A 25,625-nucleotide genomic window follows, 5' to 3' on the forward strand; every position below is an offset into this window, starting at 1 on the left:
CTTGGGTGTCCTCCGGGTGGGTTCGTGACAGGCCGCGGACGCGGCACAGGGATCGACGCGGGCCGGCTCAACCGAGGAGGGAGCGGCCGATGATCTCCTTCATGATCTCGGTGGTGCCGCCGTAGATGGTCTGGATGCGCCCGTCGAGGAACGCCCGCGCCACCCGGTACTCGCTCATGTAGCCGTAGCCGCCGTGCAGTTGGAGGCAGCGGTCGGCGACCCGCTTCTGCAGCTCGGTGGCCCACCACTTGGCCATCGAGGCGTGCACGGCGTCGAGCCGACCCTGGCTGTGATCGGCGATGCAGCGGTCCAGGAAGGTCCGGGTGACCGCGGCCTCGGTGGCCATCTCGGCGATCTCGAAACGGATGTGCTGGAGCCTCGCCAGCGGCCGTCCGAACGCCTCGCGTTCCTTCACGTACCGCGTGGTGACGTCGAGGATCTCCTCTGCCGCGGCGGCGGCGCCGACGGCGATGGCCAGGCGCTCCTGGGCGAGGTTGCCCATGAGGTAGGTGAAGGCGCGGTTCTCTTCCCCGAGCAGGTTCTCCTTGGGGACCCGCACGTCGTTGAAGAACAGTTCGGCGGTGTCCTGGGCCTTCTGGCCGATCTTGTCGAGGTTGCGGCCGCGTTCGAAGCCGTCCGTGCCGCGCTCGACGACGAGCAGGCTCTGTCCGCCGCTGCCGCCCTCGGGCGTGGTGCGGGCGACAACGATGACGAGGTCGGCGAGGACGCCGTTGGAGATGAAGGTCTTGGAGCCGTTGAGCAGGTAGTGGTCGCCCTGGTCGGTGGCGGTGGTGCGGATGCCCTGGAGGTCGGAGCCGGCGCCGGGTTCCGTCATGGCGATGGCGGTGACGATGTCGCCCGAGACGAAGCCGGGCAGCCAGCGCTGCTTCTGCTCCTCGGTGGCGAGCCGGGTCAGGTACGGGCCGACGATGTCGTTGTGCAGGCTCAGGGCGAGTCCGGAAGCTCCGGCGCGGGCGAACTCCTCGATGAGTACGGCGCTGTAGCGGAAGTCCTCGGTGCCGCCACCGCCGTACTCCTCGTCGACGGCCGGTCCCAGCAGGCCCTGACGGCCCGCCGCGCGCCACACCTCACGGTCGACGACGCCGTTCTTCTCCCACCGTTCGTGGTGCGGGGTCACCTCCTTGGCGAGGAAGGTCCGCACGGTCTCGCGGAACGCCTCGTGGTCGGGACCGTACAGGTCGCGCTTCAATGTCACAGCCTCCGGTGTCACAGCCAACTCCTCACGCGCTCGATCAGCCGGGCGGCATCGGGGCCGACGGGGGTGACGTTGAGCATCGTCACGCCCGACTCCCGGAAGGCCTCGACGCGGTCACGGACGTAGCCCTCCGGGCCCGCCAGGCAGATCTGTTCCAGCAGTTCGGCGGGCACGGCGGCCTCCGCGTCCTTCTTGCGGCCCGCGAGGTAGTGCTCCTGGATCTCGGACGCGGCGGCCTCGTAGCCGTAGGAGCAGACCAGGGTGTGGTAGAAGTTCCGGCCGGGTGCGCCCATGCCGCCGACGTACAGGGCGACGGTGGGGCGCATCCGGTCGCGGACCGCTTCGGCCCCGTCGCCGACGGCGAGGAGGCCGCCCGCCACGACCGACAGGGGTCCCAGTGCGGGATCTCGCTTGGCGGTCCCCTCGGCCAGGGAGCGCCCCCACACCTTGGCGGCGTGTTCCGGTGCGTAGAGGAACGGCAGCCAGCCGTCGGCGAGTTCGGCGGTCATCCTGACGTTGGCCGGGCCGAGCGCGGCGACGTACACGGGGATGGTGTCGCGGACGGGATGGGTGAGCAGCTTGAGGGGTTTGCCGAGGGTGCCGCCCTTCTCGGGCGGCAGGGGCAGGTCGGTGATGCCGTGGTGCTCGATGACTTCGCGCCGCCAGATCCGCCGCGACAGCTCGATCACCTCGCGGGTGCGGCCCAGCGGGCGGTCGTAGCGGCGGCCGTGCCAGCCCTCGACGACCTGTGGTCCGGAGGCGCCGACGCCGAGGAGGGCCCGGCCGCCGGTGAGGGCGTCGAGTCCGGCCGCGGTCTGGGCGATCAGGGCGGGGGTGCGTGAGTAGACGTTGAGGACGGCCGAGCCGATGCGCATCCGCTCGGTCCTCGCCGCCAGGTATCCCATGATCGTCGGGGAGTCGAAGCCATAGGCCTCGGCCACCCAGACGGCGTCGAGTCCGGCGGTCTCCAGGGCGGCGGCCCGGTCGGCGGCCTCGCGCGGGTCGCCACTGTAGGTCAGGGGTGTGGACAGTTCCATCAGGTCAGGTCCTTCAGGACGTCGGGCAGGTCCCAGTCGCGGGCCACGTCGGCGGTGTGGGCGCCGGGGGCGGCGGGGGGCAGCCGGAGGGTGCCGGGGGTGGCGGAGAAGCGGGGCGCGGGAGCGGGCTGGGTGACGCCGTGCGCCTCGGTGTAGGTGCCGCGTTCGGTCAGGTGCCGGTGGCCCGCCGCCTCGCGCAGCGAGAGCACGGGGGCGACGCAGGCGTCGGTGCCCTCGAAGACGGCCGTCCACTCGTCGCGGGTCGCGGTCTTGAAGCGGGCGGTGAACAGGGCCCGCAGCTCCGGCCACTCACGCGGGTCGGTGCGGTCCGGCAGGTCGTCGCCGTTCAGGCCCAGCAGGGTGACGAACGTGGCGTAGAACTGCGGCTCCAACGCTCCGACGGCCATCCAGCCGCCGTCGCCGGTCTCGTAGACGCCGTAGTACGGGCAGCCGCCGTCGAGGAGGTTGCGTCCGCGGGCGTCCTGCCAGGTGCCGTCGGCGAGCATGCCCCAGAAGAGCGAGGTGAGGTGGGCGGTGCCGTCGATGATCGCGGCGTCCACCACCTGGCCTCGGCCGGTGGCGCGGGCGGTGAGCAGCGCGGCGAGGACGCCGGTGGTGAGGTAGAGGGAGCCGCCGGCGTAGTCGCCGAGCAGGTTGGCCGGGACGGCGGGCGGTCCGTCGGCGGCGCCGACCATGGAGAGGGCACCGGCCGTCGCGATGTAGCCGATGTCGTGGCCGGCCAGGGGGGCGAGCGGGCCCTGCTGGCCCCAGCCGGTCATCCGTCCGTACACCAGCGCGGGGTTGGCGGCCATGCACTCCTCGGGGCCGACGCCGAGCCGCTCCGCGACGCCGGGGCGGTAGCCCTCCACGAGGATGTCCGCGCGCGCCGCCAGTGCCCGTACGGCCTTCGGCCCCTCGGGCGACTTGAGGTCGACCAGCACCGAGCGCTTGTTGCGGTTGGTCACGTCGTACGCGGCGGCACCGCCGAGCGGCGCGGGTCCGGGGCGGTCGACGCGCACCACGTCGGCGCCCAGGTCCCCGAGCAGCATCGCGGCGAACGGGCCGGGCCCGATGCCCGCCAGCTCGACCACACGTACGCCGTCCAGGGGCCCGGCGGTGCCGCGGCTCGGGGAGTCAGGGGGGTGGTGGCTCATGGGTTCCTCTCTCGGGGCACGGCGGACTCGCCGCCGCGCGACCGGGACCTTACTGAGCGTTCGCTAAGAACGTAGAAGCGGTCGAGCGCGCGGTCAACGCCCCCGACACCGGGAATTCAATGGGCACTTGCCGAGCCAGGGCGCCGGGCTCTACCTTGACCCCGGCAGTTGCTTATCGATCGCTAAGCTCCAGGGAGGGTCGAATCCGGACGCACGGCCGTACGATGTCGCCCGTCGACGCCAGTTCCGAGGAGAGTCGTTGAGCACCGAGCCGAGCCAGGACACCACGGCCCCAGCGCAGCACTGGCGCTCCTACGGGCCGCTCGCCCTGCACCCGATCCTGGTGCACGCCATGGAGGCCTTCAACGAGCAGGGCTACCACGGCACTTCGGTCCGGAACATCGCCGGCCGGGTCGGCGTCACCGTGCCCGCGCTGTACTACCACTACGAGAACAAGCAGGCGCTGCTCGCCACCCTGCTGGAGACGTCCATCAAGGACGTCCTGGACCGCTGCCGGGCGGCGGCCGCCGAGGCCGGGGCGGATCCGCTGGCGAGGTTCTGCGGCATGGTCGAGTCGATCGTGCTCTACATGGCCCACCGCCGGTCCCTGGCCTTCCTGGACACCGAGATACGCAGCCTGGAGCCGGAGAACCGGGCCCGTTACGTGGCCCTGCGCGACTACCTCCAGCACATGCTGCTGGACACGGTCGAAGCGGGCCGCGCCGAGGGCGTGTTCACCACGCCGATCCCGGCCGACGCCGTCCGGGCGGTCCTCGTGATGTGCCAGGGCGTCGCCAACTGGTTCCGCCCCGACGGCCCGCTCACCGCGGAGGAGGTGGCCGAGCGCCACGTCCTGCTGAGCCTCGGCACCGTCGGTCACCCCGGGGCGGTCACCGGCCGGACGGCACCGCCGCTCCTCCCGCGTCCCGCCGCCACCCGGGACCTGGCGCCGCACCCGGCCCGATGACGCGGCCGGGTCCCGGGACTCCTCCCCCACCGCACCCCGACCACGCTTCGAGCACCGACGAGAGGACACCGCATGGACCCGTGTGAAGCCCGCACCCGCTTCCAGGTACTGCGCGAGACGCGCGGCAAGGTCGAGGCGGCCGAACTGGACGCCGTCTGGGCCGGCCTGGACACCGTCCGGCCCGAGGAGATCCTCGGCGAGTGGAAGGGCGGCGAGTTCGACACCGGCCATCCCCTCAACGGCATGCTGGAGAAGGCCGGTTGGTACGGCAAGACGTTCACGTCTGCGCACGACGTCAAGCCGCTGGTCTGCCGCGACGCCGAGGGCGAGCTGTACTCCAACGTGGAGCTGAGCCAGGGCGAGGCCAGCCTGTGGACCGTCGAGTTCCGCGGCGAGCCGACGGCGACGATGGTCTACGACGGCCGGCCCGTCCTCGACCACTTCAAGCGGGTCGACGACCACACCCTCATGGGCATCATGAACGGCAAGGGCATTCCCGAGGACGGCCCTTACTACTACTTCTACCTCCACCGCGTCGCCGAGGCCGAGGCCGAGGGACGGCGGTCCGGACAGGACGCGTGAGGCACGCCCGCGCCGCGGTCACCCGGGCACCGGGCGCGCCGTTCACCGTCCTGGACGTGGAGCTGGCGGACCCGCGGCCGCATGAGGTGCTGGTCAGGATGGACGCGGTCGGGTTGTGCCACACGGACCTGGGCATCCAGGCGACCTGGCCGGCGCGGCTCACCCCCATGGTCTTCGGCCACGAGGGCGCCGGCCGGGTGGAGGCGGTGGGCGCGGAGGTGACCGGCGTCGGGCCGGGGGACCACGTCTGCCTCACCTTCGCCAGCTGCGGCGCGTGTCCGCAGTGCGCGGCGGGCCAGCCCGCGTACTGCCACTCGGCACCGGACCTCAACCTCTCCGGCGGACGCGGCGACGGCACCACGCCGCTCCGCCTCGACGGCGCCCCGCTGCACGGCGGCTTCTTCGGACAGTCCAGCTTCGCCACGTACGCCGTCGTCCAGGAACGCGGAGTGGTCAAGGTGCCGTCCGACCTGCCGGCCACGGTCGCCGCGCCCCTGGGCTGCGGAGGCCAGACGGGCGCGGGGACGGTGCTCAACCGGCTGCGTCCCCTGCCGGGGACGTCACTCGTGGTCCTGGGGGCCGGCGGGGTCGGGCTGAGCGCGCTGATGGCCGCGGTGGCCGCGGGCTGCGACCCCGTGGTGGCGGTCGACCCGGTGGCCGCCCGGCGGGAGCTGGCTCTCGGGCTGGGCGCCCGGGTGGCCCTGCCGCCGGACGACGCGCTGCCGGCGACGCTGCGCGACCTCACCGACGGCGGGGCGCACCACGTCGTGGACACCACGGGCCGCCCGGAGATGCTCCAGCGTGCCGTCGGGGCGCTGCGCCCGCGCGGCGAGCTGGCCTGTCTCGCCCTCGGCGGTGAGGTGACCTTCGACATGATGCGTCTGATGGCCAAGGGGGCGCGCCTGCACGGGGTGATGGAGGGCGACTCCGATCCAAGCCGCTTCATCCCCGAGCTGATCGGGCTGCACCGGCGCGGCCTCTTCCCGGTGGAGCGGCTGGTCACCACGTTCCCCTTCGAGGACATCGGCGCCGCCGTGGCCGCCATGCGCGACGGCAGCGCGGTCAAACCGGTCCTCATCTTCGGCTGAGCGGTCGCCCGCGCGACGGGAAGGCACCCGGCCGGTACGGCGACGTGTGATTGACTGATCCGCATGGTCCCGCCCCCGCACCCGCCCGTCCGGCCGTGACCGCCGATCCGACCACGGGCACTCGGCCCCGCAACCGCAGGCAGCTCATCGTCGAGGCGGCAGGCCGGGTCTTCAGCGAGCGCGGCTACCACCGGGCGTCCATGGAGGAGATCGCCGCCGGCGTGGGGATCACCGCGGCTGCCCTGTACCGGCACTTCCCGAACAAGTACGCGCTCTTCGCCGAGTGCGCCGACGTCATGGCGGACGGACTCGTCGCCGCCCTCGACGAGGTGCCGCCCGGTGCGCCGTCGGCGGACCTGCTCACCGCCGTCGCCCGGATCACCGTCGCGCGGCGCGCCTCGGGCGGCGTCTACCGGTGGGAGGCCCGGTACCTCGACCGTGACGACCGCCGGCGCCTCAAGGCGAAGTTCGCGCGCCTCGTCGGGCGAGTGGAGGAGGCGGTGCGGCGCGAGTTCCCGCTGCCCGAGGAGCGCCTGCGGGCCGTGGCCGCCCTCGGTGCGATCGGTTCCATCACGATGCACCACACGTCCATCGCCGGGCGCCGGGCCGAGAACCTGCTGTCGGACGCCGCGCTGCGGGTGGCCGCCACCGACCTCGCGGCGGCCCCCGTCGGCGCGCGCCCGGTGGAGTCGCCCGCCCAGCCGGTGCCGCGCACCCGACGGGCGGAGATCCTGGCGGCCGCCATCCCGCTGTTCGCACGGGACGGGTTCGCCAACGTCACCAACGGCCAGATCGCGCGGGCGGTGGGACTGGCCCCGTCCGCGCTCTACCGTCACTACCCCGGCAAGGTCGACATCCTGTCGGCGGCGTGCCTCCAGGCGGCGGGGCTGCTTGCGCAGGGAGTGGAGCGGAACCTCGACGAGGTGGCCGAACCGTACGAGGCCGTCGTCGCGCTGGCGGCGACGTACGTGGCCTACAGCTTCGAGCACACCGCGCTCAACAGCGTCGCCGAGGCCGAGGTGGCCGGACTGCCGGACGACCTGCGGCGGCCCCTGGTCCTCGCCCAGCGTGAACACATCGCCGTCTGGGAGCAGCAGCTGCGGCTGGCCCGTCCCGAACTGGACCCCCGCCAGGCCCGGGTGCTGGTGCACGCCGGGTTCGGCGTGGTCGTCGAGGCGGGTCGCCAACTGCGGTGGCGGGACAGCCCCGACCACCGCGACGCCGTGACCGCTCTGGTCGTGGGCGCCCTGGGCCTGTGAGGACCGGCCCGAGCACCGGATGCCCCCCCCCGGCGCCCAGGCCGTGGGTCGGGCATCCGTGGGACCGGGTCTCCCGGTCAGCCGGCCCGGTTCCCGGTGGGGATCGTGATGGGCGTGGTGGTCCCGGAGGAGCCCTTGTTGAGGAACAGCATGGCCAGGGCGCGCACGAACTGGTCGACCATGTAGAAGCTGCGGGGCATGATGGGCGACAGGCCCTCGCGGAACAGGATGTACGCCGGCCACACGGTGCGGACCAGGGCGGCCGCCGCGTAGTCGCGCCGCAGTCCCAGCCAGTCGCCGACCTCGTCGCTGAGGACGTAGCGCACGAACTCGTTCAGGAACCCGCGGGTGACGCCGAGGTCGATCTGCGCGGTGAGGCCGAGCAGTTCCTCGGCCAGCTTGTTGCCCTCGTCCGTCGGGGCGAGGATCGGGGTGAGCACCTGCTTCGACTGCGCGTGCGCGGCGGCCCAGGTCTTGGGGATGTACTCGTCCGGCACCCCGAGCAGGTGGATGGCGACCTGCCAGGAGTGCAGGAACGCCTCCTGGTCCTCGGCCGAGAAGGGGATCCTCCACTCGGTCAGCTTGGAGTGGACGTAGGTGCCCAGACTGTGGAAGGTGACCAGGATGTCGGCGGCGCTGATCGGGATGTCCTGGTCGGCGCCGGACTTCCAGTGCGGTGACTGGGGCAGCAGGTGCCGCACCGCGGCGTGCACCAGCCGGGTCTTGTTGGCGGTGACGATGAACTGCCCCTGGGGCTCGAAGGCTCCCAGCTGGCACAGGTCGTAGCCGAACGTGAACGTCTTGGCCGCCCGGTCCTGCATGTCGGCGCCGCCCGCGGACCAGTAGACGCTCCTGGCCTCGCGCGGGATCACGGTGCTCATGATCCCGCTGCCGAGGCCGTAGAGCATGAACAGGTAGGTGTCGCGGCGCCGGTTGAAGTCCGCGGCGCGGGCCAGCTTGGTGCGGTCGGCCCAGGAGGGCAGCCTGTTGACCTGCCTCAGGTGCGCGGTGAGGGCGGGCGGGAAGGCGCCGGGCAGCGGATCGTCGTTGTTCACCCACCCTTCCATCGCGGTGTTGACCGCCGGGACACTGCCGTTCTCGAGCAGCCCGGCCATCAGCGGGTCCGCCGCGTCGTCCCAGACGTACTCCGGATCGGCCCCCGAGCCGCTTCCGGCCACCGAGTCGGCCGACGGCCACGCCCACGCCCTGGTGCTGTCCGCCACGCCCACGAGCCCAAGCGCTACACCGAGGGAGAGGACCCCTCGCCTGCTGAGATTCTCCATTGACTTACCCGCTTCCCTGAGGATGAGACCGTACTTTGTGCCTTCCTCCACGCGATGGTTGAGCAACCGCCGCGGCTGCGAGCCCTGAGGAGTTATGTGATTTCTCGTTAACATAGCGAGACGGGTCGGCATGAGCAATGGGGGCGGCCGAACCGCCCGCAGACATGCGGAACGCGAGCGGCCCGGCGACGATCCACCGGGCCGCTCGCGCACAGCCGCCGGGACAGCGGCCGGGAAATATCCTGCCACCAGGGCCGCGTGGGCCGCCCGATGGGCGAACTGGAGAGCCGTCATGAGAGCCGGCGGCCAGGACGATGACTGCCGAGGGCACCAGCTTCACGCCGGGGTTCTGGCACGATCTACGGCTACACGAAGCGGAGCGTGCTGGTCACGGCATCGAAGACGTCGTGCAACGCCTCAGCCAAGTCCAGGACCGGGCTTGCACAGGAAACAAGTACCACTTGTTCGGTGACCCCCGGAACGGGAACGTACGTTTGGGTCAGCACCATACGCAGGGTGCGGCTGTCGCCGTGCGCGACGGGCACGTCCTCGACCCCGAAGGTCCGGGCAACAGTGCCGACTTGAGAGATGTCGACGGTCGTGACCGAGCGCCACGCGTCCCCCTCGCGGCGGGGCGTGATGGATCGCAGACTGTCGGCTATCGCACGGGGATCGGTGGACAGAGCGGCGCCCTGCTTGTTCTGCGCGCCGAGCACGCTGACCGTGACAGTGGCAGACAGCGGCACACCGTCGAAGTTCTCGGCCATGCAGCCCATATAGATCGCACCGGAGGCGTGAGCATCCCTGGCCATCCTGCGGAGCATGTTCGCCACGTCCGCGCGATAAGGGGCGAGTTCGGGGATCTCCCGGATCCGTTCGTCGACGAGAGCGCGGACAGTCGCATCACGCCCCTCTGGGCGGATGTCGAACTCCCACCACGACTCCGGCACGCACAGAGAGACGCCGACAGGCGCGTGTGGGACAGGGGTACTTGCGGTGCTCATTCCAGCTTCCGATCCGATGGTCTTTCACACCTCGCTAGGTGGCTACTCGCTTACCTGCGCGAGGTAGGCGCGCGTTTTTGCCATGAACACAGAGGTCGCGCAGAATGCAATCTCGGACCCCTCCCCTGTGATCGCGACCGCGACCTGCCCGCTTTCACGCCAGGTGAACTCGAATTCCTTCACCACGGGAGGCCCCCAGCCAGAAACGCGTAGATCTTCCACGTCGGTAAAGACGAGGTAGAACTCGAAGGCATTGAGCCCCTTCTCCTGCCATTCCCCACGGGGCCTTGAAGGGAATTTCTTCGTATCGAACCCGAAGGTGATCGAATTGCCTCGTTCATCAATGTGCACATAGAAAAGGTCGCACAAATCCGGCGAGGGCGGCACATCATAGAATTCGCCCAAATATTCAGGGGAAGCCAGGAACTGCTGCCAGTCAGATGCGCTCATAGAAGGTCTTCTCACAGGTGTCGGGAAGTGCCGTGTGGCGACGGGCGTCGAGCTTGCTCAGAAACAGATGCGTTCCGCCGTCCGATCCATCGGCCTGAACCTTGAAGGCGCTCACATGACCGACCAGCACGGAGTCGCTGCTGTCGAAGTCCAGGCTCACACCGGATCCGCCGACGCTGACTCTCATGCGCCGGTCCGCTCCGTGACGGTTCAGCTCAACGGACGCGGTGGCCGGCGGCTCCCACTCGGTCAGAGAGACCCCTTCCACCGCCAGAAACTGAAGTTGACACTGCACTGTGTCCACATCCGCGTCGACCCACTGCTGCGGCGCGTTCTCCGGGAATGAAGCAAAATCGAGCCTCAGGGTCAGCGTGGGGCCGCGCCAGTTCAGGTTGATCGAGCGCATCCTGACATCACGCAGGGAGGGAACCCTCTGGTAGATCTGCTGAAGCACTCCGGGAGTCGTCAAAAATCCGTCAGAGGTCATAGTAGTAGTGCTCCTCACATCCGGGGATCTGCCCGTTGCGTGTGTCCTCGAACGGCCTTACGTGAACGTGCGGGCCTTGATAGCCAGGGGTACCGGGCTCCTGGTGCCCGAACCAGTGGTCCTGGAAGACTACAAGGTCATCGCCGTTGGGATGGTCGTAGATTTCCTCGGTGTAGTAAACGGGCTGGTGATCCTTCATAAGCTGCTTGGAGCCTGCATATTCCGGCCCTGTGGCCGGAACATGTTGGTTCACTTCCAGGGGCTCAGCACCTTCCGGAATTCCTGCGTCCTTCAGAGCCTGAGCCTTCGCCTCCTCAATCGTGCGGCCAACAGGCTCCGTGCACTCCGGGGCAAGGCCAAGGGGGTCGCTCCAGATATGCGGATTGTGAACGTAGGTTGCCGGATTGGGGGCGGGGCTCAGACCGAGAGGGTCGGAGGTGAGGTAGCGGGCGGTTTCGGGATCGTAGGTGCGGAAGTAGTTGTAGTGGAGGCCAGTCTCTGGATCGTAGTACTGACCGGGGAAGCGAAGAGGCGTGTAGCCCTTCGCGTCGGTGTTCCAGGTGGTGGTGCCCCACAGCGTGGTGCGGGTGCGCCAGGCGATGTCGCCGTTCTCGTCGAGGAGTTCGGTGGGGGTGCCGATCAGGTCGGTGACGATCGCGAAGAAGCGCTGGTCGATGACGTCCTGAGGGCTTTCGGCCGTGGTCATGCGTTCGGTCTGGGCAAGTGGTCGTCGGCCGTCGTGGTCCCAGGTGAGGACGACGGGGTGGGGCTGGTCCTGAGCCGAACTGGTCTGCTCGCAGAGGACGTGGCCGTCCCAGGTGAAGGTGATCTGCTCGGCGACGGTCTCGCCGTCCGCGGCAAGGCGTTGTTTGGCGGTTCGGCGGCCGAGAGGGTCGTACTGATATCGCCAGCGTGTGCCGTCGGGGGCCGTCACGGCGATGAGCCGGTCCTCGGCATCCCAGGTGTATCGCCAGGTGTCCGCTTTGCGGGACAAACGGGTCTTCTGGCGCAGAGTGATACGCCCCTGGGCGTCGTGCTCGTAGCGTACGTTCCCGGCGCGAGCGATGCGAGTGCCGAGGTAGGTGCGAGGACCGGTGGCTTCGTGGCCGGGGTGGTGGACGGGCCAGGAGGCGTCGGTCTGGTTACCGGCTTCGTCGTAGGCGTAACTCTCGGTCCAGCCCTGGGCGTGGACGCCGGTGACGCGGCCGACGGCGTCGAGGTCGAAGCGGCGGACGCCGTTCAGACGGTCGTCGATCTGGGCGAGGCAGCCGTCCGCGCGGTAGGTGAAGGCACGGCGCTGAACCACTCGGGAGCCCTCGGCGACGTGCTGCGTAGTGAGGCGGCCCGCCTCGTCGAAGACGTGGGCGAGTGTAATCGTCTCGCCGATGTGGCGGGCAATCTCCCGGCCTGCCTCGTCCCGGTCGAAACCGATCGTGTGACCGGAGGTGGTCAGGCCCACGCGGCGGCCCGCCTCGTCGTACGTCCACGTACTGGTGGCACCGGCGGGAGTGGTGCGGTGGGTGCGGCGTCCCAGTTCGTCGTACGCGAAGGTGACGGTGCGGCCGTTGACTGATTCCGACCGGCGCAGGCCGGACTCGTCGAGGTCCAGGCAGAGCGTGGCGTCCGGGCTGATGGCGCCGGTCAGTTGGCCGGAGAGGGCGTACTCGAAGGTGGTGGCCTGTCCATCCACGTCCTTGTGCAGCATCTGTCCGAGTGCGTTCCGCTGATAGCGCACCGTCTGTCCCAGGGCGTTGGTACGGCTGGTCAGGCGTCCTGCGGCATCATGGGTGTAGGTGAGGGTGCGGTCGTCGAAGTCGGTTTCGTGGGTGAGGCGTCCTGCGGCGTCGTACTCGTAGTTCCAGGTCAGGCCCTGGGGGTTGGTGACCTGGGTGAGCCGGAGTTCGGAGTCGTGCGCGAACTCGTAGCGCACGCCGTCCGGTCCGGTGCGGGCTGCCAGCAGGTCGAAGTGCGTGTACTCGAACGAAGAGACGGACCCCATCTCGTTCGTGTGGCTCGTGCAGTTGCCCTCACCGTCGTAGGTCCAGGATTCCTCGCTGCCATCCGGAGCCACGCGCCGGGTCAGGCTGCCCTCAACCGTCCAGTGCAGCCGCGTGGTAGCGCCGCGTGGATCGGTGACCGTTGTGGTGCGGCCGAAGGCGTCACGTTCGTAGCGGGTGGCGCTGCCGAGCGGGTTGATGACCTCGACCGGCATGCCGGCCCTGTCGCAGCGGACCGTTGTGGTGTGACCCAGCGCGCTGGTCGCCGAGGTGAGACGTCCCGCCGAGTCGTACGTGAAGTGGGTGGCCGCTCCGGACGGAACGACGATAATGGTGCGGTTCCCGCGATCGTCGTACTCCTGGCGCCAGGTGCTTCCGTCTGGGTTGATCACTTGAACCGGCAGGCGGAGGCCGTTGTAGACCGCTGTGAGCTGGTGGCCGTCCGGGCGGACGACGGAGGTCAGGTTGCCCGCCTCGTCGTAGCGGAAGCGGGTGGTGTTACCGAGCGGGTCGGTCCGCGAGAGCAGGCGGTCGTAGCGGTCCCGTTCGTAACGGGTGGTGTTGCCGAGCGGGTCGGTCTCGGCGACGACCTGGTGGGCCTCGTTGATCAGATATCGGCTGGTGTGTCCCGCGCCGGTGGTCGCAGTGGTGACCTTGTGCCCGGTGTCCTCGTCTGTCTCGTCGTAGGTGAGGCGCAGTGCCATGTGGCCTTCGGAGCCGCCCTCGGCCAGACAGCGATGCTTGTCGTCGTACTCGTACGTGTAACTGCGGTCCTCGGTGTCCGTCCAGGAGACGATCCGCCCGGCCGTGTCGTAGCTGAAGCGAAGAGGGAGGCCGGAGGAGTTGGTCACGGCGGTGAGATGGCCATGGGTGTAGCCGTATCGGATCAGTTCCTGGTCGCCACCGTCCGGGGCCGCTCCGGTCAGGTACAGAGCGGTGATCCGCTCTCCCTCGGTCGTGAGCCTCAGGTGGTAGCCGCCGCTGTGCGCGATCGAGGCCGGAGCGCCGTGCTCGTCGTAGGTGATGGTGACGCGGTTACCGTTGCGATCCTCGATGCCGTACAGCGGCGCGATGTCTTCGTGCCGAATGAACGACCAGGTCCGGCCCGTCGCGGGGTCTGTGATCGTGTACTTGGCCGTCCCGCCGTGGTCGGTCGCGGAGAGCGGCCAGCGGGGGCCGTGGCTCGGCAGCGTCGACGTCCCGGACTCCGGCGCCGGGTAGGCGAGGACCAGGCCCTCTTCGTGAACGAAGACAATGCCCTCGGTGTCGAACTCCAGCCGCTGGTCGACCGTCGAGGCCCAGGAGGGACCGAACCAGCGTCCCAGTCTGTAGCCGGACTCCACTCGCCGCCGGAAGACCAGGGGGAGGGTGCCGGGCAGCGTGACGTCCGCCTGCGGTAGATACATCCTGCCGGTGGCCAGGTCGATCGGGTCCGTGCCGTTGGAGCAGACACCGTCCTTTGTACGGCTGGACCCCGTAGGCGACTCGTTCACGCTCTTACGCCCCAGGCCCTTGAGCCAGTCCTTCACCCCCCGGACCTTGGAACCGACGTTCTTCAACTCACGGACGCTGTTGGCCAGGTTCTTCAGACCGCCGCCGATGCCCTGCAGCGCCCCGGTGCCCAGGGCCTTGAGGCCGCCGGCCTTCCAGAGCATGCCCATTTTCGCGAGGCTGGTGAAGCCCTTGGTGGCGGGTATGCAGTCAAGGGCTGCCCATAGGAGATCGCCCCATCCTGCCTGACCGTTGATCACTTTTCGGATCGTGTCTGCCATCACGACCAGCGCGGCGGCGAAGACCAACCAGCCGAGCGGTCCGCCGACGATCATCACGACGATGCCCACGACGGCCACGACCCACTTGCAGACGGTGACGATCTCGTCCCAGTGGTCGGAGACCCAGTCGCCGATCTCCTCCCACCAGCGGCGGTTGGGGATGCCGGCGTCGGAGGCCTCCTCGAGCTTGGCCACCGTGCGGCGGGCGGCCTCCTCGCGCAGGCCCTTGGCCTGGCCCGCGAGCTTCTTGGCCGCGTCAAGGGCGCTCTGCGCGGTGTCCAGGTCGCGCTCGGCCGCCTCTTGGCGGGACTTGGCGTATTGCGCATCGCGGGTGGCGCGTCGGACGTCGGCCTCGTCGGGCGTGGGGACGTCCTTGCCCCCGTTCTTCGACGGATCGTAGGAGTCGACCTTCTCGGTCGCTGTGCGCACTCAGTCGTTGGCGCCGGACAGTGCCGTCTGTGCGGTGGTGAGTTCGTCGCGTGCCTTGCGCCCGTCGCGCAGCGCCTTGTCCGCCTTCTCCTGGGCGTCCTGCAAGTCGGGCCAGAAGGAGGCGAGGGCGTCGCCTGCGAGTTCGTAGGACTTCTTGAGCTTCCGGAGTCTCTTGGGGGCGTCCCCGAACTCGTCGGCGAACACCTGGGCCGTCTTGCCAGCCCAGGAGAGGATCTCGTCCTCGGTGGCTATGCCCTTGAGGTCACGAAGCGCGTCGCCCACGTCGTCGGCGAAGTCGTGCAGAGTGCCGGCGAGTTTCCGGACACGGTGGGGATCTCCGGGGGTCGGGTCCTTGTCCAGGTCGAGAACGTGCCAGTCCGTGGGCCGGTGTGACATGTGGTTCCCCCGTGGTGGTGGTGCTCTGGACGCGTGCGGGTCTGCGGACCGTGGTGGTTGAGTCGGTTGACATGTTCAAATCTCGGGTCGACTCAAGTTACTCAAGAGACGCATGTTCTCACCAGCGCACCGCGTTCCGCGTCGTAGGCCGCGAACGGCGCCGCGCGGAAGCGCGCTACGCGGGAGAACATCCGGCCCACCGCCGCCATCGTCTGTCCGCAGCACACGCTCGCGTTCTTGATGCGGGAGACACCCTGCAGTAGTCACACAACCTCAGTAAGGCCGTCCCCAGTTGACGTCATCGCTCACCCGCAAGGTCGAGATCGTCGTTGCACGACGCGGCAGCGGACTCAATAGACCTCGGACGCCGCCACGGACGCGCGATCGGACCCGACACCGCCCGCCACCACGCCTCCACCGGCTGCTCCCCCGCCGGCTCGAACGGCTCACCCGGCCGCGGGAACGCCACCGCCTGACCCGCCTCCCCGGCCGCGTCCTTCGTCCACTCCCCCGGCTCCGCCCAAGCGTGCGGCGCCAGGTTGAAGGTCCCCCAGTGGATCGGCAGCAGCACCCCGCCGGGAGAGCCTGCCTGCAGGTCCAGGTGGGCGCGCACGCCCTCCTCGGGCGTCATGTGGATGTCCGGCCAGAACTCGGCGTACGCCCCGAGCTGGATCATCGTGGCGTCGAAGGGACCGTGGGCGGCGCCGATGTCCTTGAAACCGTCGAAGTAGCCGGTGTCCCCGCTGTGGAAGACGCGGTGCTCCTCACCGGCCACGACCCAGGACGCCCAGAGGGTGTGCTGCGTGTTGCGCAGGCCGCGTCCGCAGAAGTGGCGGGCCGGGGTGGCGGTGAGCGTGAGGCCGCCGACGCGGGTCGACTCGTGCCAGTCCAGTTCGCGCAGCCGGTCGGCGGACACTCCCCAGTGTTCGAGGTGGGCGCCGACGCCCAGCGGCACCGCGAACAGGGTGTCCGTGCCGGCCAGCGCCTTGATCGTGGGCAGGTCCAGGTGGTCGTAGTGGTCGTGGGAGATGACGACGACGTCGACCGGGCCGAGGGCCGCGAGCGGGACCGGGACCGGGTGCAGCCGTTTCGGCCCGGCGAAGGGGAACGGGGAGCACCGCTCGCCCCACACCGGGTCGAAGAGCACCCGCTGTCCGTCGATCTCGGCGAGCACGCTGGAGTGGCCCATCCAGGTCAGGCGCAGTCCGGTGGCGGGCGGCCGGGCGAGGTCGGCGAGTGTGGTGGCGTGCACGGGGACGGTGCCCCGCGGGGCGCGGCCGAGCCGCGACTGCTTGTCGAAGTAGATCTTGGCGAACTCGCGGGCCGAGCCGGAGGGCCGGGTCCGGGCGGTGCCCCCGGGGTTCTGGAAGACGCCGTCGCGGAAGTTCGGCGATCGGCGGATGCGCGCCATGCGCGCGCCGGTGGGGTCCGCGCCGAAGGCCGCGGGCAGCGGCAGGCGGAGCCCCTGGTTCGGGGAACGGAAACCGGCCACGGTACCTCCAGGTGAAGTGGATCGGGCTCTCATTGTCGTCTCGTGCGACTCTCGCCCGACGTCACTCGAACGACCGATGTCACATCCGTGTTCCCTCCGTCCGTCGTACCGGTGTGGGCGCCCGGCAGGAGCGCCCGGAAGCGCACGGCACGACCGACGGACAGGAAGGTGGCCCCCATGGCCCGCGTATCTCTCAACCCGCCCCGCACGATCTTCTTCCGCGTGATGGAGTGGTACTCCCGGCGGACGTACGGCAAGGTCCTGGACCCCGGTAAGGCGCTCGCCCACAATCCGCGGGTGCTCTGGGGCTACCTGCGGTTCGAGCAGTCCGTCGCGAAGTGGAAGAGGCTGGACGCCGACCTGAAGGCGCTCGCCGTGATGGCCTCGGCCGCCTCGATCGGCTGCTCGTGGTGCATGGACTTCGGATACTGGGAGAACGCCGAGCGCGGCATGGACCGCCGCAAGCTCCACGACGTGCCGGTGTGGCGGGAGAGCGACGCCTACACGCCGCTGGAGCGGGACGTCATGGAGTACGCCGAGGCGATGACGGCGACGCCGCCGGCGGTCGGTGACGAACTCGCCGCCCGGCTGCGTACGGCGCTGGGCGAGTCGGCGTTCGTGGAGCTGACGGCCATGGTCGCCGTCGAAAACCTGCGTTCCCGCATCAACGCGGCGCTCGATCTGACCAGCCAGGGCTTCAAGGACTCGTGCGAGGTGCCCGGCGCCAGGCCCACGGACACGGCCACCACCGCGACGGCGGACTGAGCCTCCCGGCGGCTGTCGCCGCAGGTCCGGGCACCTGTATAGGGTGACGGGCGTGGGGAGAGTCCGGTTGAGTGTGGCGCAGCGGCGCGAGGAGCTGCTGCGTGCGGCCGTGGAGCAGATATCGGCGCGGGGCGTGGCGGCGCTGCGGATCGCCGACGTGGCCGCCGCGCTCGGGGTCAGCAACGCGCTGGTGCTCTACCACTTCTCCACGAAGGAGAAGCTCGTCGCCGCCGCGTTCACGCATGCCGCCCAGGACGATCTCGCGCGCCTGCGCAAGCTGCTCGGCCGGCGCACGTCGGCGCTGCGCCGGCTGCGGGCGGCCGTGCGGTGGTACGCCCCGACCGGGCAGGCCAAGGGCTGGCGGCTGTGGATCGAGGGCTGGGCGGCGGCGCTGCGCGAACCCGCGCTGCGGGAGGTCACCCGGGAGCTGGACCGGCAGTGGAAGGCGGCGCTCTCCGGGGTCATCGCCGAGGGCGTGGCCGCCGGGGAGTTCCGGTGCGCGGATCCCGACGGCGCCGCCCTGCGCCTGACCGCCTTCCTCGACGGGATGGCCGTGCAGCTGACGTCGTACGCGGGCACGGTGCCCCGGGCGCGGGCCCGCGAGTGGACGGACGAGGCGCTCGCCCGGGAGCTGGGCCTGGACCGGGAGACGCTGACGGCGTCCCGCGACTAGCACCAGCGCGTTCAGAGCGGCGAGTACGTCAGGCCACCGAAGAGATCCGCATCCTGATGTCGTCCGCCGACAGCGTCCCCTTGGCGCTCACGTGGTCGCCCGAGGACTCGCCGCGCAGCCGGCGTCCGAACCACGGCACCAGGTACTCGCGGGCCCAGTGCACGTCGTCCCGCCGGACGTCCAGGGTGCCGCGGGGCGGCAGCGGCGGCCAGGGCTGGTCCGGGTCGGCGGGGACGGGCAGGCCGAGGACCTGGCCCGCGCGCAGTGCCACCCGCGTGTGGCCCTCCGGCGACAGGTGCAGCCGGTCGGCGTCCCACGCCCTGCGGTCCTGGACGGTGCGCAGCGACCACAGGTCGAGCACGGGGCAGCCGTAGCGGTCGGCGACGGCACGGACGTGTCCGTTGTACGTGGCGATCTTGCCGCGCAGGTGCTTGAGGACGGGCACCCCGCGGGTGTCGAATCCGGTCGTCACCAGGACGGTGCCCGCGGCGGCGGTCAGCGCGGCCACCGCCCGCTCGAACCGCTCGGCCACCTCGTCGGGGTCGGTGCCGGGCCGGATGATGTCGTTGCCGCCGGCGCAGAACGAGACCAGGCCCGGCGCGAGTTCGACGGCCCGCGGCACCTGCTCGGCCACGATCTGGTCGAGCAGCCTGCCGCGTACGGCGAGGTTCGTGTACGTGAAGTCGCCCTCGGGGCGCCGGTCCGCGAGCAGTACGGCGAACCGGTCGGCCCAGCCGACGAACGCCCCGTCGGGGCCGGGGTCGCCGACGCCCTCGGTGAAGCTGTCCCCCACCGCCACGTACGACCCGATCACTGTTCTGCTGTCACTCTTCGAATCGTCTGCCACATCGGCCCATCATTCACCTCGGAATGTGACCTACGCGACCGTAGGAAAGGGTTGACGGGCGGTGAGAAACACCACGCCTAAAGTGTTCACCAATTCAGGAATACGCCGGAGGGCGGACAGGCCGAAGGCCGGACCCGGGGATCGGGGTCCGGCCTTCGGTGGCGCGGGGCCGCGCCGAAACGGTCGTCAGGAAGCGGCCGTCAGAGAGAGACGCCGTGCGAGCGCAGGTACGCGATCGGGTCCACGTCCGAGCCGTAGTCCGGGGTGGTGCGGATCTCGAAGTGCAGGTGCGGGCCGGTGACGTTGCCGGTGGCACCCGACAGGCCGACCTGCTGACCCGCCGTCACGGACTGGCCGGCCGAGACGGAGAGGGAGGACAGGTGGGCGTACTGGGCGTAGTGGCCGTCGGCGAGCTGGATGACGACCTGGTTGCCGTAGGCGCCGCCCCAGCCGGCGGAGACGACGGTGCCCGCGCCGACGGCCTTGAGCGAGGTGCCGGTCGGGACGACGAAGTCGGTGCCGGTGTGGTAGCCGCTGGACCACATGCTGCCCGACTGGTGGTACGGGGTGCCGATGGTGCCGCTCGGGACCGGCGAGACGAAGCCGCTGGTGGTGCCGGCGGACTGGGTGCTCTTGTCGGAGGAGCCGGAGTCCGAGGAGGAGGCCTTCGCGGCATCCGAGGACTTCTCGGCCTCGGCCGACTCGGTCTTCTCGGAGGACGACTTCTCGGTCTGGGCGGGCTTCTCGGCCGCGGGCTGCTCGGCGGCGGGCTGCTCGGACTTGGCGGCCTGGCCGCCGAGCGTGAGCTCCAGGCCCGGGTGGATCAGCGACGGGTCGGACCCGACGGCCTCGCGGTTGTCCGCGTAGAGCTTCTTCCAGCCGCCGTCGACGTCCTGCTCGTCGGCGATCTTCGAGAGGTAGTCACCGCTGCGCACGGTGTACGTGCGCGAGTCGGAGTTCTTCTCGGCGGCGGCCTTCTCGGCCGACGTCGGAACGGACTGCACGGCCTGCTCGGAAACGGACTGAGCGGGGGCGGCCTGGGCACCGGCGGCACCCATCAGCGGGAGCGCGAGCGCGGCGCCGCCGGTTCCGGCGACGGCGATGGCACGGGTCAGGCGCATGGCCTTGGTACGGCGGTGCTTACCCTTCGCGGGCATGGCGAATTCCTCTCCGGCGCCTGCGAGGTGAGCTGTCGGGTTCGGGCTGGAGATGCCCGGCCGCGCCGAGACGCGGCTTAACCCCAAGCCGTTCCGGGAACCGGAACAGGCGGTCGTACCTGTGGGTCCCCCGCTCCTGCCGTGTACGGGTGGTGGATGAATGCGGGCTCCGGTCGGCGGCAGGATTAGGCGTCCGTCCGGATCGGTGGTGAACGTAAGGGACCAAGACGCACAGGGACAAGCGAGGGGTTGCATGGGCGGGTGTTCCGGCTGATCCATTACCGGGAATGCCCGTCACACTCCGTCGATTCCTGAGGCGCCGTTTCTCGTGAACGGCCATGAAAACCGGCTGAATTACGTGAACATGACGGGCAACGCACCGTCACGGATATGACGCTGCTCACGCACCTCTCCCTCAGCCCCTTTTATTCCGCAGCGAGTTGGAATTAAGGCGCCATTTCGGACAGAAAGCCCAGAAGTGGCGCAGTCGGTTGACTTCGCCCCTGCGTCTTCGCACCGTGCCGTATCGTCGAGTGGCACCCGTCGGCGAGCGGCGCCGGCGGGGCGGAGTGGGAGGAGCCCCCGTGACGCAGCAGGTGCCGTCGACCGAACCCGAGCTGGCCGGGGTGCGCAACTTCCGCGACGTGGGCGGACTGCCGACCGTGGACGGACGGAGGGTGCGGCAGGGGGTGCTGTTCCGCAGCGGCCACCTCGCGCACGCCACCGGGGAGGACGCCGCGTTCCTGTCCTCGCTGGGTCTGCACACGATCTTCGACTTCCGCAACGCCGCCGACCAGAAGCTCGACGGCCCGGACGTCGAGCTGCCGGGCGTGCGCAATGTGAACCTGCCGCTGAGCGACCCGGCCGACGGCGCCGAGTTCTGGAAGATGGTCCGCGACGGCGACCTCGACCAGCTGCGCGAGATCCTCGCGGACGACAAGGGCGCCCAGCGGATGATCGACTCGTACCGCATGATCATCAAGGAGCGCACGGCGGAGCACTCCCGGGTGCTGCACGCGCTCGCCGAGGACAGCGTCCCCGCCCTGATGCACTGCGCGGCCGGCAAGGACCGCGCGGGTCTGTCGATCGCGGTCACGCTGCTCGCCCTCGGCGTCGAGCGCGACGCCGTCGTCGAGGACTACCTGAAGTCGAACGCCACGCACCGCCGCTACAAGGTGCGCCGCAGCAGCACCGCCGCCTCCGCCTACTCCCCCGAGGTCATGGAGCTGCTCAGCCCCCTCTTCGACGCGCGCGCCGAGTACCTGGCGGCGGCCTTCGAGACCGTCGAGCAGACCTGGGGCGGCGTCGACGCCTACCTGGAGAAGGGTCTGCGGATCACGCCGCAGACCCGGGAGCGGCTGCGCGAGCGGATGCTGGACTGAGCCGGCCGCTCACCCGCTGTTGGCACCCACCTCGAAGAGCAGGTAGATGAAGGCTGCCAGCACGTGCCCCACGACGAGGTAGATGAAGAGCCGCACCCAGAGTGCGCGCGGGAACTTGTCCTGCATGTTCATGATGTCTCTCCAGGGAAGGGGTGGCCCGGCGTGGTGGCCGGCCCCAGGCACAGCGCCGCCGTCGGGCTCTGGAGCAGCGTGTGGACGAAGAGGAGCTCGACCCCGTCGGCGTCCTGAGCGGCGATGCGGTGCGGGGTCAGCGAGTCGAAGTGCGCGCTGTCCCCCGGACCGAGCCGGTGCACCGCGTCCCCGAGCCGGAGCCGCAGCCGGCCCCGCAGGACGTGGATCCACTCCTCACCGGGATGCACCCGGACGATGTCCCCCTGGGAGCCGTGCGGCACGTGCACGCGCAGGGCCTGCATGCCGCGACCGGCCCCACCGGCCTGCCAGTACGTCCAGCCGCCGGCGAAGGTCGGCTCCATGGCGTCGGCCCGCACGACCGCGTCCCGGTCGGCGGCCGTCTCGCCGAGCAGTTCCGAGACGGTCGTACCGTAGACACGGGCGAGGGACAGGAGCATCGGCAGCGAGGGCTGGCGCTGCCCGGTCTCCAGCCGGGACAGGTGGGCAGGCGACAGTCCGGCGGCACGGGCCGCCGCCTCCAGGGTGAGGACGGCCCGACGCCGCAGGGCACGCAGCTGTGGCGCCACGACGGACACCGCGTCCGCCGGCGGCTCCGGTGCCGACGACTCCGGTGCCGGCGGCCCGGTCTCGTGGGAGGTCATGCCTCCCATTCAGCCCCAGCTTTGCCCGGCAGGCAATTTTCTTGCCCGTGAGGCAAAAGGTGCCCGTGGTGACCCGCTAACGGTTGGCGACCGCCTGCTTGACCAGCGTCTTCCCGAAGTCCCACATCAGGCCGCCGCCGTTGTGCGCGTCCTCCATCACCTCGGTGAAGGCGTCGACGAACCGGTCCGCGTCCGCCGTGTCGATGATCAGCGGCGGGATCAGCTTGATTACCTCCAGGTGGTCGCCGGAGACCTGGGTCAGGATGTGGTGGCGCTGCAGCAACGGCACCACGACCATCTGCGCGAAGAGCCCCTTCCGGGCCGCCTGGAGCATCGTCCAGCGGCTGCGCAGCTTCAGCGACCGGGGCCGGCCGAACTCGATGCCGATCATCAGCCCCCGGCCCCGGACGTCGGCGAGCAGCTCGTAGCGGTCCACCAGCGCCGCGAGCCGGGACTTCAGCCGCTCACCGACCGCGGCGGCGTTCGCGACGATCTCCTCGTTCTCCATCACCGACAGCACCGCGAGCCCGGCCGCCATGGCCTGCGCGTTGGACCCGAAGCTCGCCGAGTGGACCTGCACCCGGTCCATCGAGGAGTACACCTTCTGGAAGATCCAGTCCTTGCCCAGCGTGGCCCCCACGGGCACGTACCCGCCGGACAGCGCCTTGGCGACGCACACCAGGTCGGGCTCCACGCCCTCCTCGTGCTGGAAGGCGTAGAACCTGCCGGTCCGGCCCAGCCCCGTCTGCACCTCGTCGGCGATCAGCAGGGCCTTGTGCCGGTGCAGCAGCTCCTGTGCGGCGCGCAGATAGCCGGGCGGTGCCTCGTGCACGCCCTTGCCCTGGACGGGCTCCACGATCAGCGCGGCCACGTCGCCCTTCTTCAGCTCCCGCGCCAGGGCGTCCACGTCGCCGAGCGGGACGGGGGTGTCGGGCAGCAGCGGTGCGAAGCCGTTGCGGAAGCCGTCCTCGCCGTTGACGGAGAGTGAGCCGGTGGTCAGCCCGTGGAAGGCGTGCGCGCAGTACAGGACCCTCGGTCTGCCGGTCGCGTACCGGGCGAACTTCAGCGCGGTCTCCACCGCCTCCGTGCCGCTGTTGCCGAAGAAGACCCGGTCCAGGTGGGGGCTGTAGGAGAGCAGCTTCTCGGCCAGCAGGCCGGGCAGCGGCGGGCAGTCGAAACGGGTCAGGTCGGCGAGCGAGGCGTCGAGGACGTCGTGCAGTGCCTTGCGGACGACGGGATGGTGACGGCCCAGGCCCATCACCGCGAAACCGGCGAGCATGTCCAGGTAGTCGTTGCCGTCCGCGTCCCAGAAGTGCGCGCCCTCGGCCCGCTCGTAGACCTTGTCGAAGCCGATGGTGCGCAGCATGCGCGGCTGCTGGTGGTTGAGGTACCTGGCGTGCAGCTCGTACCGCTCGGCTCCGCGCTCGGCCAGGAGCGCCCCCAGGTCGAACTCCTTGGTCATTCAGTTCTCTCCTTGCACTGGCGTGGCGATCGGGCCGTCCCCGGTCTCTCCGGCGACGGCCAGGCTCGCGCTGATCCGGCCGGCGATCTCGACCGGGGTGAGACCGATGTCGGCGAGCACCTCGGCGCGCTTGGCGTGCGCGAGGAACTGCTCGGGGATGCCGAACCGGCGCACGGGTACGTCGACCTCGGAGTCTCCGAGCGCCAGCGCCACCGCCGAACCGACCCCGGCGGCGCGGCTGTTGTCCTCGACGACGGCCACCAGGCGGTGCCGCGCGGCCAGCGGCGCGAGCGCCGGGTCGACGGGTTTGACCCAGCGCGGGTCGACGACGGTGCATCCGGTACCGCGGGCTTCGAGGAGCTCGGCGGCCCGGAGACAGACGGGCGCCATCACGCCGACGGCCACCAGCAGCACCTCGGGCCGGTCGGCGGCGTGCAGGACGTCCATGCCGCCGATCCGGTCCACGGCCGGTACGGCGGCACCGACGGACTCCTTCGGGAAGCGCACGAGGGTCGGCGCGTCGTCGACGGCCACCGCCTCGCGCAACTGGGCACGCAGCTGGTCGGCATCGCGCGGCGCGGCGATACGCAGACCCGGGACGACCTGGAGGACGGACATGTCCCACATGCCGTTGTGCGAGGGCCCGTCGGCGCCGGTGACGCCGGCCCGGTCCAGGACGAAGGTGACGCCGCAGCGGTGCAGGGCCACGTCCATCAGGAGCTGGTCGAAGGCGCGGTTGAGGAAGGTGGCGTAGACGGCGACGACCGGGTGGAGGCCGCCGGTGGCGAGACCGGCCGCGGACACGGCGGCGTGCTGCTCGGCGATGCCGACGTCCCAGACCCGGTCGGGGAACCGCTCGGCGAAGCGGCCGAGGCCGACCGGGTGCAGCATGGCCGCGGTGATCGCCACGACGTCGTCGCGCTCCTCGCCGATCCGCACGATCTCCTCGCCGAACACGGAGGTCCAGGAAGGCCCGTCGGAGGGCGCCAGCGGCGCACAGGTCAGCGGGTCCATGGCGCCGACGGTGTGGAAGTGGTCCGCCTCGTCGCGCAGGGCAGGCTCGTAGCCGCGGCCCTTCTCCGTGAGGCAGTGGACCAGTACGGGCCCGTGGAAGCGTTTCGCGCGCCGCAGCGCCGACTCGACCGCCCCGGTGTCGTGTCCGTCGATGGGCCCGACGTACTTCAGCCCCAGGTCCTCGAAAAGTCCCTGCGGGGCGAAGGCGTCCTTGAAGCCCTTCTTCGCGCCGTGCAGGGCCTCGTAGACGGTGTTGCCGATCAGGGGCGTGCGCTGGAGCACGTGCTTGCCCCAGGCCAGCATCCGCTCGTAGCCGTCGGTGGTGCGCAGGGTCGCCAGGTGGTTGGCGAGGCCGCCGATGGTCGGCGCGTAGGAGCGTTCGTTGTCGTTGACGACGATGATCAGCGGCCGGTCCCGGGCCGCCGCGATGTTGTTCAGCGCCTCCCACGCCATGCCGCCGGTGAGCGCGCCGTCACCGATGACGGCGACGACGTGGCCCCGCTCCCCGCGCACCTGGCGGGCCTTGGCGAGGCCGTCGGCCCAGCCGAGGACTGTGGAGGCGTGGCTGTTCTCGATGACGTCGTGCTCGGACTCGTCGCGCGAGGGGTAGCCGGACAGACCGCCCTTGCCGCGCAGCTTGGAGAAGTCCTGACGTCCGGTCAGGATCTTGTGCACGTAGCTCTGATGGCCGGTGTCCCACAGGATGCGGTCGGCCGGTGACTCGAAGACCCGGTGCAGGGCGACGGTGAGTTCGACCACTCCCAGGTTCGGGCCGAGGTGCCCGCCGGTACGGGCGACCGCGTGCACCAGGAAGTCACGTATCTCGTCGGACAGTTCGCCGAGTTCCGCCTCGGACAGCGCCTTCAGGTCGCGTGGTCCCCGGATGTTCTCCAGAATCGTCACGCTCGGGCCCCCTTC

The 25,625-nt window shown here is 70.4% G+C and carries 23 protein-coding genes and 1 riboswitch; of the genes, 7 read left to right on the forward strand and 16 right to left on the reverse strand.

Annotation, left to right across the window (positions count from 1 at the left end):
* Window positions 1–67: 67 nt before the first annotated feature.
* The 3 genes from KUM03_RS30400 to KUM03_RS30410 are packed head-to-tail and all read right to left on the reverse strand — an operon-like array spanning window position 68 to window position 3,407.
* Window positions 68–1,216, reverse strand: coding sequence for a long-chain specific acyl-CoA dehydrogenase (locus KUM03_RS30400; protein WP_374225404.1), 1,149 nt, complete (start codon window positions 1,214–1,216; stop codon window positions 68–70).
* Window positions 1,217–1,227: 11 nt separating this feature from the next.
* Window positions 1,228–2,253: an LLM class F420-dependent oxidoreductase gene (locus tag KUM03_RS30405; RefSeq protein ID WP_217253619.1), complete on the reverse strand. Its 1,026-nt coding sequence runs from the start codon at window positions 2,251–2,253 to the stop codon at window positions 1,228–1,230.
* Entirely contained in the window at window positions 2,253–3,407 is a 1,155-nt protein-coding gene (locus KUM03_RS30410; protein WP_217253621.1) for a CaiB/BaiF CoA-transferase family protein, read from the reverse strand. The genes KUM03_RS30405 and KUM03_RS30410 overlap by 1 nt, the downstream gene beginning before the upstream one ends.
* A gap of 259 nt (window positions 3,408–3,666) precedes the next feature.
* On the opposite strand from KUM03_RS30410, the gene KUM03_RS30415 reads away from it, so the two are divergent.
* The 4 genes from KUM03_RS30415 (at window position 3,667) to KUM03_RS30430 (ending at window position 7,303) form a co-directional block, all read left to right on the forward strand.
* Entirely contained in the window at window positions 3,667–4,374 is a 708-nt protein-coding gene (locus tag KUM03_RS30415) for a TetR/AcrR family transcriptional regulator (RefSeq protein WP_217253623.1), read from the forward strand.
* A gap of 72 nt (window positions 4,375–4,446) precedes the next feature.
* Window positions 4,447–4,956 (forward strand): DUF4334 domain-containing protein, encoded by a 510-nt coding sequence (locus KUM03_RS30420; RefSeq protein WP_217253626.1) that lies wholly within the window; start codon window positions 4,447–4,449, stop codon window positions 4,954–4,956.
* Window positions 4,953–6,044, forward strand: coding sequence for an NAD(P)-dependent alcohol dehydrogenase (locus KUM03_RS30425; RefSeq protein WP_217253628.1), 1,092 nt, complete (start codon window positions 4,953–4,955; stop codon window positions 6,042–6,044). The genes KUM03_RS30420 and KUM03_RS30425 overlap by 4 nt, the downstream gene beginning before the upstream one ends.
* Before the next feature lie 95 nt (window positions 6,045–6,139).
* Window positions 6,140–7,303 (forward strand): TetR/AcrR family transcriptional regulator, encoded by a 1,164-nt coding sequence (locus tag KUM03_RS30430; protein WP_217253631.1) that lies wholly within the window; start codon window positions 6,140–6,142, stop codon window positions 7,301–7,303.
* A 77-nt stretch (window positions 7,304–7,380) separates the two neighbouring features.
* Here KUM03_RS30430 and KUM03_RS30435 read toward each other — a convergent pair whose 3' ends face one another.
* From KUM03_RS30435 to KUM03_RS30465, 7 genes are all read right to left on the reverse strand, one after another.
* Window positions 7,381–8,586 carry an oxygenase MpaB family protein gene (locus KUM03_RS30435; RefSeq protein WP_217253633.1) on the reverse strand — a complete coding sequence of 402 codons (1,206 nt, stop codon included), beginning with the start codon at window positions 8,584–8,586 and terminating at the stop codon, window positions 7,381–7,383.
* A 365-nt stretch (window positions 8,587–8,951) separates the two neighbouring features.
* Window positions 8,952–9,590, reverse strand: coding sequence for a hypothetical protein (locus KUM03_RS30440; RefSeq protein ID WP_217253636.1), 639 nt, complete (start codon window positions 9,588–9,590; stop codon window positions 8,952–8,954).
* A gap of 42 nt (window positions 9,591–9,632) precedes the next feature.
* Window positions 9,633–10,040 carry an Imm50 family immunity protein gene (locus KUM03_RS30445; RefSeq protein WP_217253639.1) on the reverse strand — a complete coding sequence of 136 codons (408 nt, stop codon included), beginning with the start codon at window positions 10,038–10,040 and terminating at the stop codon, window positions 9,633–9,635.
* The gene (locus KUM03_RS30450) at window positions 10,027–10,527 is read right to left on the reverse strand and encodes an Imm50 family immunity protein (RefSeq protein ID WP_217253641.1); all 501 of its coding nucleotides are present in this window, start codon (window positions 10,525–10,527) and stop codon (window positions 10,027–10,029) included. Before KUM03_RS30450 ends, KUM03_RS30445 begins: the two co-directional genes overlap by 14 nt.
* Window positions 10,517–14,725: a DUF6531 domain-containing protein gene (locus KUM03_RS30455; protein ID WP_308406449.1), complete on the reverse strand. Its 4,209-nt coding sequence runs from the start codon at window positions 14,723–14,725 to the stop codon at window positions 10,517–10,519. Before KUM03_RS30455 ends, KUM03_RS30450 begins: the two co-directional genes overlap by 11 nt.
* Complete coding sequence (locus tag KUM03_RS30460) at window positions 14,726–15,121, reverse strand: putative T7SS-secreted protein (protein WP_217253644.1); 396 nt, start codon at window positions 15,119–15,121, stop codon at window positions 14,726–14,728.
* Window positions 15,122–15,419: 298 nt separating this feature from the next.
* Window positions 15,420–16,613 carry an MBL fold metallo-hydrolase gene (locus KUM03_RS30465; protein ID WP_217253646.1) on the reverse strand — a complete coding sequence of 398 codons (1,194 nt, stop codon included), beginning with the start codon at window positions 16,611–16,613 and terminating at the stop codon, window positions 15,420–15,422.
* Window positions 16,614–16,790: 177 nt separating this feature from the next.
* On the opposite strand from KUM03_RS30465, the gene KUM03_RS30470 reads away from it, so the two are divergent.
* Entirely contained in the window at window positions 16,791–17,378 is a 588-nt protein-coding gene (locus KUM03_RS30470; RefSeq protein WP_217253649.1) for a carboxymuconolactone decarboxylase family protein, read from the forward strand.
* A 52-nt stretch (window positions 17,379–17,430) separates the two neighbouring features.
* Window positions 17,431–18,051 (forward strand): TetR/AcrR family transcriptional regulator, encoded by a 621-nt coding sequence (locus KUM03_RS30475; protein ID WP_217253652.1) that lies wholly within the window; start codon window positions 17,431–17,433, stop codon window positions 18,049–18,051.
* 28 nt (window positions 18,052–18,079) lie between these two features.
* On the opposite strand, the gene KUM03_RS30480 is transcribed toward KUM03_RS30475, so the two are convergent.
* Together KUM03_RS30480 and KUM03_RS30485 are read right to left on the reverse strand one after the other, a co-directional pair.
* Window positions 18,080–18,865, reverse strand: a complete 786-nt coding sequence (locus tag KUM03_RS30480) for an SGNH/GDSL hydrolase family protein (protein WP_217254075.1) — start codon at window positions 18,863–18,865, stop codon at window positions 18,080–18,082.
* 233 nt (window positions 18,866–19,098) lie between these two features.
* Complete coding sequence (locus KUM03_RS30485; protein ID WP_217253654.1) at window positions 19,099–20,055, reverse strand: M23 family metallopeptidase; 957 nt, start codon at window positions 20,053–20,055, stop codon at window positions 19,099–19,101.
* Between the two features lie 4 nt (window positions 20,056–20,059).
* Window positions 20,060–20,217, reverse strand: a riboswitch (cyclic di-AMP (ydaO/yuaA leader).
* A gap of 422 nt (window positions 20,218–20,639) precedes the next feature.
* Between KUM03_RS30485 and KUM03_RS30490 the strand changes: the two genes are divergently transcribed.
* Entirely contained in the window at window positions 20,640–21,437 is a 798-nt protein-coding gene (locus KUM03_RS30490; RefSeq protein WP_217253655.1) for a tyrosine-protein phosphatase, read from the forward strand.
* 9 nt (window positions 21,438–21,446) lie between these two features.
* On the opposite strand, the gene KUM03_RS30495 is transcribed toward KUM03_RS30490, so the two are convergent.
* From KUM03_RS30495 to dxs, 4 genes are all read right to left on the reverse strand, one after another.
* A complete protein-coding gene (locus tag KUM03_RS30495) occupies window positions 21,447–21,569 on the reverse strand; it encodes a DUF6126 family protein (protein WP_254400101.1) in 123 nt (40 codons plus the stop codon).
* A complete protein-coding gene (locus KUM03_RS30500; RefSeq protein ID WP_217253657.1) occupies window positions 21,566–22,231 on the reverse strand; it encodes a helix-turn-helix domain-containing protein in 666 nt (221 codons plus the stop codon). Before KUM03_RS30500 ends, KUM03_RS30495 begins: the two co-directional genes overlap by 4 nt.
* 76 nt (window positions 22,232–22,307) lie before the next feature.
* Window positions 22,308–23,693: an aspartate aminotransferase family protein gene (locus KUM03_RS30505; protein WP_217253659.1), complete on the reverse strand. Its 1,386-nt coding sequence runs from the start codon at window positions 23,691–23,693 to the stop codon at window positions 22,308–22,310.
* Window positions 23,694–25,610 carry a 1-deoxy-D-xylulose-5-phosphate synthase gene (dxs, locus tag KUM03_RS30510; protein ID WP_217253662.1) on the reverse strand — a complete coding sequence of 639 codons (1,917 nt, stop codon included), beginning with the start codon at window positions 25,608–25,610 and terminating at the stop codon, window positions 23,694–23,696.
* Between the last annotated feature and the right edge of the window lie 15 nt (window positions 25,611–25,625).

Origin of the sequence: Streptomyces sp. AC602_WCS936, from assembly GCF_019049125.1 — a bacterium.
GTDB lineage: Bacteria > Actinomycetota > Actinomycetes > Streptomycetales > Streptomycetaceae > Streptomyces.

Bases quoted from the DNA above. Each gene is read 5' to 3' on its own strand.
- KUM03_RS30410 (WP_217253621.1), bottom strand. From the start codon at position 3,407: ATGAGCCACCACCCCCCTGACTCCCCGAGCCGCGGCACCGCCGGGCCC.
- KUM03_RS30405 (WP_217253619.1), bottom strand. From the start codon at position 2,253: ATGGAACTGTCCACACCCCTGACCTACAGTGGCGACCCGCGCGAGGCC.
- KUM03_RS30470 (WP_217253649.1), top strand. From the start codon at position 16,791: ATGGCCCGCGTATCTCTCAACCCGCCCCGCACGATCTTCTTCCGCGTG.
- KUM03_RS30460 (WP_217253644.1), bottom strand. From the start codon at position 15,121: ATGTCACACCGGCCCACGGACTGGCACGTTCTCGACCTGGACAAGGAC.
- KUM03_RS30440 (WP_217253636.1), bottom strand. From the start codon at position 9,590: ATGAGCACCGCAAGTACCCCTGTCCCACACGCGCCTGTCGGCGTCTCT.
- KUM03_RS30435 (WP_217253633.1), bottom strand. From the start codon at position 8,586: ATGGAGAATCTCAGCAGGCGAGGGGTCCTCTCCCTCGGTGTAGCGCTT.
- KUM03_RS30450 (WP_217253641.1), bottom strand. From the start codon at position 10,527: ATGACCTCTGACGGATTTTTGACGACTCCCGGAGTGCTTCAGCAGATC.
- KUM03_RS30500 (WP_217253657.1), bottom strand. From the start codon at position 22,231: ATGACCTCCCACGAGACCGGGCCGCCGGCACCGGAGTCGTCGGCACCG.
- KUM03_RS30445 (WP_217253639.1), bottom strand. From the start codon at position 10,040: ATGAGCGCATCTGACTGGCAGCAGTTCCTGGCTTCCCCTGAATATTTG.
- KUM03_RS30420 (WP_217253626.1), top strand. From the start codon at position 4,447: ATGGACCCGTGTGAAGCCCGCACCCGCTTCCAGGTACTGCGCGAGACG.
- KUM03_RS30495 (WP_254400101.1), bottom strand. From the start codon at position 21,569: ATGAACATGCAGGACAAGTTCCCGCGCGCACTCTGGGTGCGGCTCTTC.
- KUM03_RS30485 (WP_217253654.1), bottom strand. From the start codon at position 20,055: ATGCCCGCGAAGGGTAAGCACCGCCGTACCAAGGCCATGCGCCTGACC.
- KUM03_RS30505 (WP_217253659.1), bottom strand. From the start codon at position 23,693: ATGACCAAGGAGTTCGACCTGGGGGCGCTCCTGGCCGAGCGCGGAGCC.